The organism is Nostoc sp. UIC 10890 (assembly GCF_054786515.1).
Window position 1 is genome coordinate 1 of sequence record NZ_JBSGKF010000042.1, and the last position, 6,792, is coordinate 6,792.

Annotated in this window: 11 protein-coding genes; 9 read left to right on the top strand and 2 right to left on the bottom strand. The window is 44.3% G+C overall.

The features are described 5' to 3' along the window. Positions 1-170: 170 nt before the first annotated feature. The gene (locus ACWATR_RS38140; protein WP_185585979.1) at positions 171-404 is read right to left on the bottom strand and encodes a hypothetical protein; all 234 of its coding nucleotides are present in this window, start codon (positions 402-404) and stop codon (positions 171-173) included. A 221-nt stretch (positions 405-625) separates the two neighbouring features. On the opposite strand from ACWATR_RS38140, the gene ACWATR_RS38145 reads away from it, so the two are divergent. From ACWATR_RS38145 to ACWATR_RS38160, 4 genes are read left to right on the top strand one after another with little or no spacing between them, the layout of a single operon-like run. Then, positions 626-1,741: a ParM/StbA family protein gene (locus tag ACWATR_RS38145; protein ID WP_460345011.1), complete on the top strand. Its 1,116-nt coding sequence runs from the start codon at positions 626-628 to the stop codon at positions 1,739-1,741. A gap of 3 nt (positions 1,742-1,744) precedes the next feature. Next, positions 1,745-1,978, top strand: a complete 234-nt coding sequence (locus tag ACWATR_RS38150) for a hypothetical protein (protein WP_194144197.1) — start codon at positions 1,745-1,747, stop codon at positions 1,976-1,978. Continuing rightward, a complete protein-coding gene (locus ACWATR_RS38155; RefSeq protein WP_460345016.1) occupies positions 1,975-2,220 on the top strand; it encodes a hypothetical protein in 246 nt (81 codons plus the stop codon). The genes ACWATR_RS38150 and ACWATR_RS38155 overlap by 4 nt, the downstream gene beginning before the upstream one ends. Continuing rightward, a complete protein-coding gene (locus ACWATR_RS38160; protein WP_460345019.1) occupies positions 2,217-2,492 on the top strand; it encodes a hypothetical protein in 276 nt (91 codons plus the stop codon). The genes ACWATR_RS38155 and ACWATR_RS38160 overlap by 4 nt, the downstream gene beginning before the upstream one ends. Positions 2,493-2,569: 77 nt before the next feature. Here ACWATR_RS38160 and ACWATR_RS38165 read toward each other — a convergent pair whose 3' ends face one another. Beyond that, positions 2,570-2,728 carry a hypothetical protein gene (locus tag ACWATR_RS38165; protein ID WP_460345022.1) on the bottom strand — a complete coding sequence of 53 codons (159 nt, stop codon included), beginning with the start codon at positions 2,726-2,728 and terminating at the stop codon, positions 2,570-2,572. A gap of 15 nt (positions 2,729-2,743) precedes the next feature. On the opposite strand from ACWATR_RS38165, the gene ACWATR_RS38170 reads away from it, so the two are divergent. The 5 genes from ACWATR_RS38170 to ACWATR_RS38190 form a co-directional block, all read left to right on the top strand. After that, the gene (locus ACWATR_RS38170) at positions 2,744-3,187 is read left to right on the top strand and encodes a hypothetical protein (RefSeq protein ID WP_460345025.1); all 444 of its coding nucleotides are present in this window, start codon (positions 2,744-2,746) and stop codon (positions 3,185-3,187) included. 8 nt (positions 3,188-3,195) lie between these two features. Then, positions 3,196-3,867, top strand: coding sequence for a hypothetical protein (locus ACWATR_RS38175; protein WP_460345028.1), 672 nt, complete (start codon positions 3,196-3,198; stop codon positions 3,865-3,867). 73 nt (positions 3,868-3,940) lie between these two features. Continuing rightward, positions 3,941-4,519, top strand: coding sequence for a hypothetical protein (locus ACWATR_RS38180; RefSeq protein WP_460345031.1), 579 nt, complete (start codon positions 3,941-3,943; stop codon positions 4,517-4,519). Next, positions 4,516-6,339 carry a P-loop NTPase family protein gene (locus ACWATR_RS38185; RefSeq protein ID WP_460345034.1) on the top strand — a complete coding sequence of 608 codons (1,824 nt, stop codon included), beginning with the start codon at positions 4,516-4,518 and terminating at the stop codon, positions 6,337-6,339. Before ACWATR_RS38180 ends, ACWATR_RS38185 begins: the two co-directional genes overlap by 4 nt. 208 nt (positions 6,340-6,547) lie before the next feature. Continuing rightward, a partial coding sequence (locus ACWATR_RS38190; RefSeq protein WP_460345037.1) for a response regulator transcription factor occupies positions 6,548-6,792 on the top strand: 245 nt, incomplete at its 3' end.

Genomic DNA, 6,792 nt, shown 5'->3' on the forward strand with positions numbered 1-6,792 from the left:
TTGGTGGGTCTTTCACTGTAGTCATTGGAGACAACAAAATTAATGATGTGAAATTATACGAACTTTACTGATAGTAATGTTTGACACTGGATTTTGAGCAAATAGCCCTACTTTCTGTAAATAGGCCAGAATTTCCCTTAGAGCGTTTTTTTCTGATTGGCTTTCTTTGGTCATGCTGTACCCTTACCTTTTTTGCCCTTGGGTGTGGAGGAAGGTTGCTCATGATTTGCTAGCCAAAGGCTAATTGCTTCATCTAGTGCATCGCTTTGGGTTATTTGCAAAGCAGTGCAAGCAATTTTAAAGTTTAAAGCTTTCTCCTTTGGTATGTACCCGCTAACTTGAGTGAAATTTGGATCGTCTCGTCTTGTTACCACATCACTGTTTTCTATTTGTTCTGAAAACATTTTGACATTACCTCAAGAAAATTAGTAAAACATTACTTCATTACTTCATGAAGTAATGCTATCATAACACTAGCAAGCCAAAAAACGACGCATAACATAGGTGACAGAAGCCGGAAAGCGAAGTGATGGCAAGCCCTTAACTGGATATGTGGATTTAAAGCGATTTAGCCTCTAAATTCTGCAAAGCCAGAAAAATCAAGACTTTAACAATTATCTGAACCATGACAACGACATACACCAATGCCAAAAACTGGCTAGTTCAAGCAGACTTGCTTGCCAAATCCGGGCTAACTGACCTCATCGCTGGGAAAGACTCAGGTGCAGGGTATGGCAAGGCAATCATCGGTGATTTTTCGATCATGATGCCTGCCGTATACTCACTTGTTCGCAACCGCAACATCATGCACCACGAAACCATCTCAAAAGATGGGGCATGGATACGGTATGTAGAAGGAACGCGCCTGGACTTAAAAGATGTTCAATTTTTCTGGGGCAGTGCGGCTCTAGCTCAAAGTGACCATACTTTGCTGCACGAGGACAAAGCCAAAAAAGCAGAACTGGCACTAGAAAGCATCCTTGCAGACTTAGCAGTTTTAAATATTCCCAATGGGTTCAAGCTTTCAATTAGTTTGAGTAACCATAACCCAGAACGCTGGGGCCAAGAGATTAAACGCAGAGTCGAAGGGACTCATACCTTTGAACACCTGCATCCTGTAACTCGTTCCATTGTCAGCAAGACAGTTGAAATAGTTGTTACAGGCATTTACCCCGAAGGTTTTGGAAGCATTGCTCACTGCTTATTCGGTGAAGCATCCCTGATACTTGACCCTTCAGAATTAGCGATCGCACTCGATATCGGTTCATCAACTTGGCTTGTAACCGTGTTCAACGGCAGTGGTGCAGTGATTGACCGTCACCTGATTGAAGGTGGAGCCGGTGAACTGCATACCATGATTGCAGAAGCTCTCGACAAGCGAAACGACCGAGTAAGTCTGCTGTCCAAGGATGTGAAGCACTCGCCCAGCTTGGTGAACCAAGGGATTATTGAAGCCACTTTCACATACGGCGGCAACCACCTCACAGGTAAAAAGTTTGAAACCGAGTACAGCCAATGTCTAGATCAGTGGTGGAGTAACAGGATTGAGAAATTCGCCAACTTCGTGACTGCTGGCAATTATCTAGACCGCGCTAAATACCTTGTCGCCTGGGGTGGGGGTGTTTCGCTGCCAGTGGTGGATCAAAACTTAGCCGGTTTAGGCTTTGTGATTTTGAATAATCCCCAATTTATCAATGCCTTGGGGTTGAAGCTATTAACTCAAATATCTTTGGGAGCCTAATCAATGAATTACGAATCTCGGCGTATAACCATCTCCTATCTAGCAGTAATTGAATTGTGCAAGATTTTTGATTTACCCCAAGACGCGCCAACACAAGCATTATCAGCAGGTGTAGAGAAACTGATTTTTCAACACGGTAATGTACAACCATCACCCAAAGTTGAAACAGCGCAATCTACACAGCCCAATAAATCGGCACTTAGCGCAATGGTCACTAATTTCAAAGGGGCAGCATGAGCAGAACCACATTCAGAAACACGGTTTTAGGCATTGGAGCAACAGCAGCAGCGATCGCATTGGGCTACTTCGGAGTGCAGTACTTCGGTCGTAACAATATGTTCACTATCGCCGCAGCCGTGGGTGGTGCAGGTGCAATCAGCTATGTACTTCAAAAGCCGAACCAGCCACAATCCCCAAGTAGTCAGCCAGAAGCCCCAGCCGCACCAATCAAATCCCAAAGGAGAAGAAACAAGTCATGAGCGACCAAGAAACTATGCAGACACAACCAAGCCTAACAACAACCGAAATCATGACCATCATCCTCGGTTGCGAACAGACTCTAAGGTTCGTGCAAGCATCGCCAAATTACAAGCAAATCGAAGCCTCCGAGCGGTTCAGTACATCGAATGACTTAAAGATGGGTGATGCAGTGCAAGCCTTGATGGAGATTCACGAAGCGATTCTAAATATCGAGTTTTATTCCCAAGTTGAGGGACAAACTTATGGTTTCAATGACAGCCTTACAGCGTAACCACCTCTACGAATTTCGCGGTCAACAATTGCGCTACAGCCATCGGTCTAATTGTGGAGTCAATGCCCCTTTCATATTCAATGACTCCAAGGGCAAGCGCAAAGAATTAAGCCAAAACCAAGTGCAGAGGGAGGTTTTTGAACTTGTTGAGTTTTGTGAGAACTGATGATGAAGCGATTGCCCCGACCTACCAAAGCAAGTGCAATCGCCCATCTGTGCATTGTTTGTACACACATTTTGGATTCTAACAAATGTCACTAGACTATAAAAATCCCAATGATTGGGGACGTTCACCCCTGACCGACTCGGCCCTGAGATTAGAGCAATTCAAAGCAGAAAATCCTGAACAATGGGCGGCAATGATTGAGGCGGATATCGAAGCGCTTGACACACCGTTATTCGAGAGTGAAGATTACCCACCCTTCACAGGAACCGAATTTTTAGCAACTCATTCAACCATTGATGACCATCCATACTCTGCTGCATTTGGTCAATTCTTGGGTAATGGGATTGACGCGGACATTGCAAATATCTTGGCGTTTGGTGAGAAGAGATTTGATTTAATTTCGGAAGATTTTGACGACCCAATACGGCAACTAGCAGCGAGAATTTATAGCCGATTTTCAGAGATGGGTTACTGGGATAAATTGCCCCAATCATCCAGCAATATCGACTATGACTACATCCCTTATTAGGAGATAAAATGGCACGTAATTTTGGAGCAGCAAAACTCAAAAACCATATTCACAACAATGCCCCCGGTACGTTAGGAGCAATGGGCAGACTGTTTGATGTGTCGGCTGAAGAGTTCAACAAAGCCTTACAGGGAGATCAAACGGTAATCACCAAAATTGCAGACATGGCGCGACTGTCTGACACTGCAAAAGCCAATTTACCCAAGGCTTTGGAAGCATATCGGAAGATTATTGAAACAACTGGCGATGTAAATCAAGCCTACGCTGAACTGGTGCAACTAACCCAGAAGCACGGAACGCAAACCCTGAAAGCTATCAACACCAGTAAGACAGGAGAGCAGCGTTTCAAAAACGAGATGACCGAAATGCAGGCGGAACACGTCAACGCTACCACTGCGGAGGCCACCCGTCACGCGCAACGCTCATCCTTGATTCAGATATCTGGGGCTACAGCAGACCTGATGGCGATCGCAAAATATGAGGCTGATTTAATCAAAGCTTCTAACAAGCTGCCTGAGACACAAGACGCGGCAGATCGCGCTTATGAAACTGCGGTAACTAGCGCACTGTGGACAAACGGTAGTGAAGCGAAAACCGACCGCATACCAAAGCCCAATTACTCGCGCACTGCTGGGATTAGTAGAGTAGGGCAGTGGTTTCGCAACTTCATGGGCATCTAACCGTAATTAGTCGAAAGCCAGTAGTGACGGTAAACTCTGGCTTTTTCTGTTTCACCCCTCTTGCGAGGTAAACATGAATGAAATTGATTCCCTATTATCACAGTTCCAAAATACCAGTGAACAGTCCACACCGTTAATGTGGGGTGAAACTACTTCAGAAAAACCGACCCCAGAGAGCGAAGACGGCGAACGGTTAGAGCAATCTATTAGAGATGTCTTCAGTAACAAGCAACTGCTAAACAAAGCACTGGCTACATTCCTGGGTGTGTTTACTGCCAATGCTGGAGTCAGCCTACTAACGAGTTTGGGAATAGGTGCCATTGCTTCTGGCACACTGGGCAGCATTGTACTAGGGCTATTTTTCGCTGATACCCTTACTAAAATTCACTATGACGGCAGAATCCACATTGGTAAAGACTTCATGGTAGCCACTGCTCAGACGGTGAGTGTAGGGGCTTCGTTGTGGATTGCCTTTGATGAATATAGGGCAGTGTCAGAAGCATCTAGTGTAGGTAGGACACGGTTCTATCAGGAGGTTAAAACCTACGAAGTTAAGCCAACTCCCAAGAGTGAAATACCTTGGGGCTTGATTGGGGTAGGTGCTTTTGTGTTGTTGGTGATTGCAGCAATCGTCAGGGGAACAAACCAATGAAACGCAAACAATTTGAAGAATACTTGCGTTCGGGAACAGCCAACAATATTACTGTGGGGCTGCTGGCAAGCATCGGGTTAATTTGTGGGGCAAAATCATTCACAGGCACTCAAATTAGTTTGGTTGAGTATTGCTTCATCCCCTCAACGCTCACCAAGCCGGTTAACCGTCAAAGGTACTGCACTCCCCACAAGCGTTACATAATGCCAGAGTCAGAATTTTATGCTGAAGCTTACACACCAGCTAATCCAGAGTTTCAACGTGATAGCTTTCTGCCAACTAAGGCAACCCGTCTAAGAATTATTCCCCCAAGTAACCCAGATAAGCCGCTTTGGGGTCTAGCCGCAGTAGTGGCCACAGGTGGAGCTTTGGCATTGTCTAAGGCTAGGGAATGGCGATTGATGCAGATGTTACCCGGACTGAGGAATGAGCTAAAAGCCAACTGGTTAATCAGCAAGCTTCGTGAAGGTTTAAGACTCCACAAAGAAAGCTACACCGCACAGTTAGACTACGAGTTTCACCAATGGTCTGAGAATCGACGCTTCAGAGCAGCGCAGTTGTCAAAAATGACACCGCAAGAGTTAGCCATATTTCAGGAGCAAGTGAGGTTAAGGGCAGAAGCCGAAGCACAAGTGCAACTGCAACACGCGACTGGTCAACCCGCCGCAGCATTACCAGGGCAATCAATGCAGGATATTGCCAGGGGTGACGATAAAGTGACTGGCTCTCAACAGCAGACATTACAACAAAATATTGCAATTAGCCTTGACCCATCGGAAGCGCTTGCCTTCAACACTTTGCAAGCTCTAGCCAGAGCCGATAGTTCCACTGCTTTGGTTGCTGCACCAGGAAGCGGTAAATCTGTCACCCTCAATTATTTGATTAAGAAAATCCTTGCAGATTGTCCAAGTGCCGATATTTGGGTGATTAGTGCTAAGAATGATAGTTTCTGCGGTTTACGAGAGAAAGAAAGAGTAATTGTCTTTGACGGGGAAAACCCAGACCTAGCGAAAGAGGTAATTGACAACTTTTACACGGGCTACAAAAAGCGTAAACAGCTACCAGAATCAAAGCGCGAATCCTTACCTCCATTGATTCTAATTCTGGATGACTGGTTAGTGATTGCTGACCAATTAAGTAAGCATTACTCTAATTGGAATTATGGGAGTAAATTGCTTGATATTCTGCTGATTGGTCGAGAGTTTAATACTAAGTTTATTGCTTCCCTACAGTCTTTTAATCTGGCAGCATTGGGCATTGAAAAGATGGATGCTCAAACTCGTCTGTGTTTGAATTTATTGCTCTTAGGTAACAGGTATATCAAGAATGGAAGGGAGCAAGAATCTTATGGGGTACTGGAATTGATTTTAAATAGAGGTGACATTATTCCAGGGAAGCAAGAAAGAGAGCAAATTAAATCTAAATATCTGTCAGTGAAAGCAGTCTCTTATCAAAACTTACGTCCAGTTATGATTGCTTCCGTTGGTGGTTTTGTTGTGGCATTAATGCCCCAATTATCTAATCAAGTCAAGCCGATTGCTTCGGAGCAGGAATATCTAGATAGAGTATTTAACCTGGAATTTAATTTAAGTCCGGCTCACCAGATACATCCCAAACCATTATCTGATGTGGCTAAAAAGATTTATGAATACTTCCAGAATGTCAAGACTAAAACCCCAAAAACATTACGTGATTTGAAGAAGGCAGATAGGTTGTCCGGCTATTCAGAGTCAGAATTAATTGATGGAATAGCTGAATTAGTTAAGACTGAGAAGATAAATTCTGATGGCAATGATAGCTACTCCCTGCCTGATTGGTGAAAGGACTGCCGTGATGCCGTGGTCATAATAAGGGATGTTTTACGGGCTTTTCTAGATGTCCACGGCATACGGCACAATCACGGCAATCCATACCCTGTATAGGTCGTAGCCTACGGCACTGCTACGGCAGCACGGACACCCACGGCAGAAGCATCAATAATAAGTCCGCCAATAAACAGCCATTCATTATTAGAGGATTATCAAAATCATGCTGAAAATAGTAATTGTTGAACCAGAAACATTCACACTCTTGGGCATCAAAGCTGCTATTGAACAATCTCCAGATATAGAAGTTACTGGTGATGCTACCAGTGGAAAGCTAGGTTTTCAGTTAATTGAACAGACTAACCCTGATGTTGTGTTAGTTGATTTACTATTACCCGACATGAGTGGTTTAGAACTGACTAGCTCAATCAAAAGGAAAACTAATAGTAAAGTGGTGATTTTTACTAA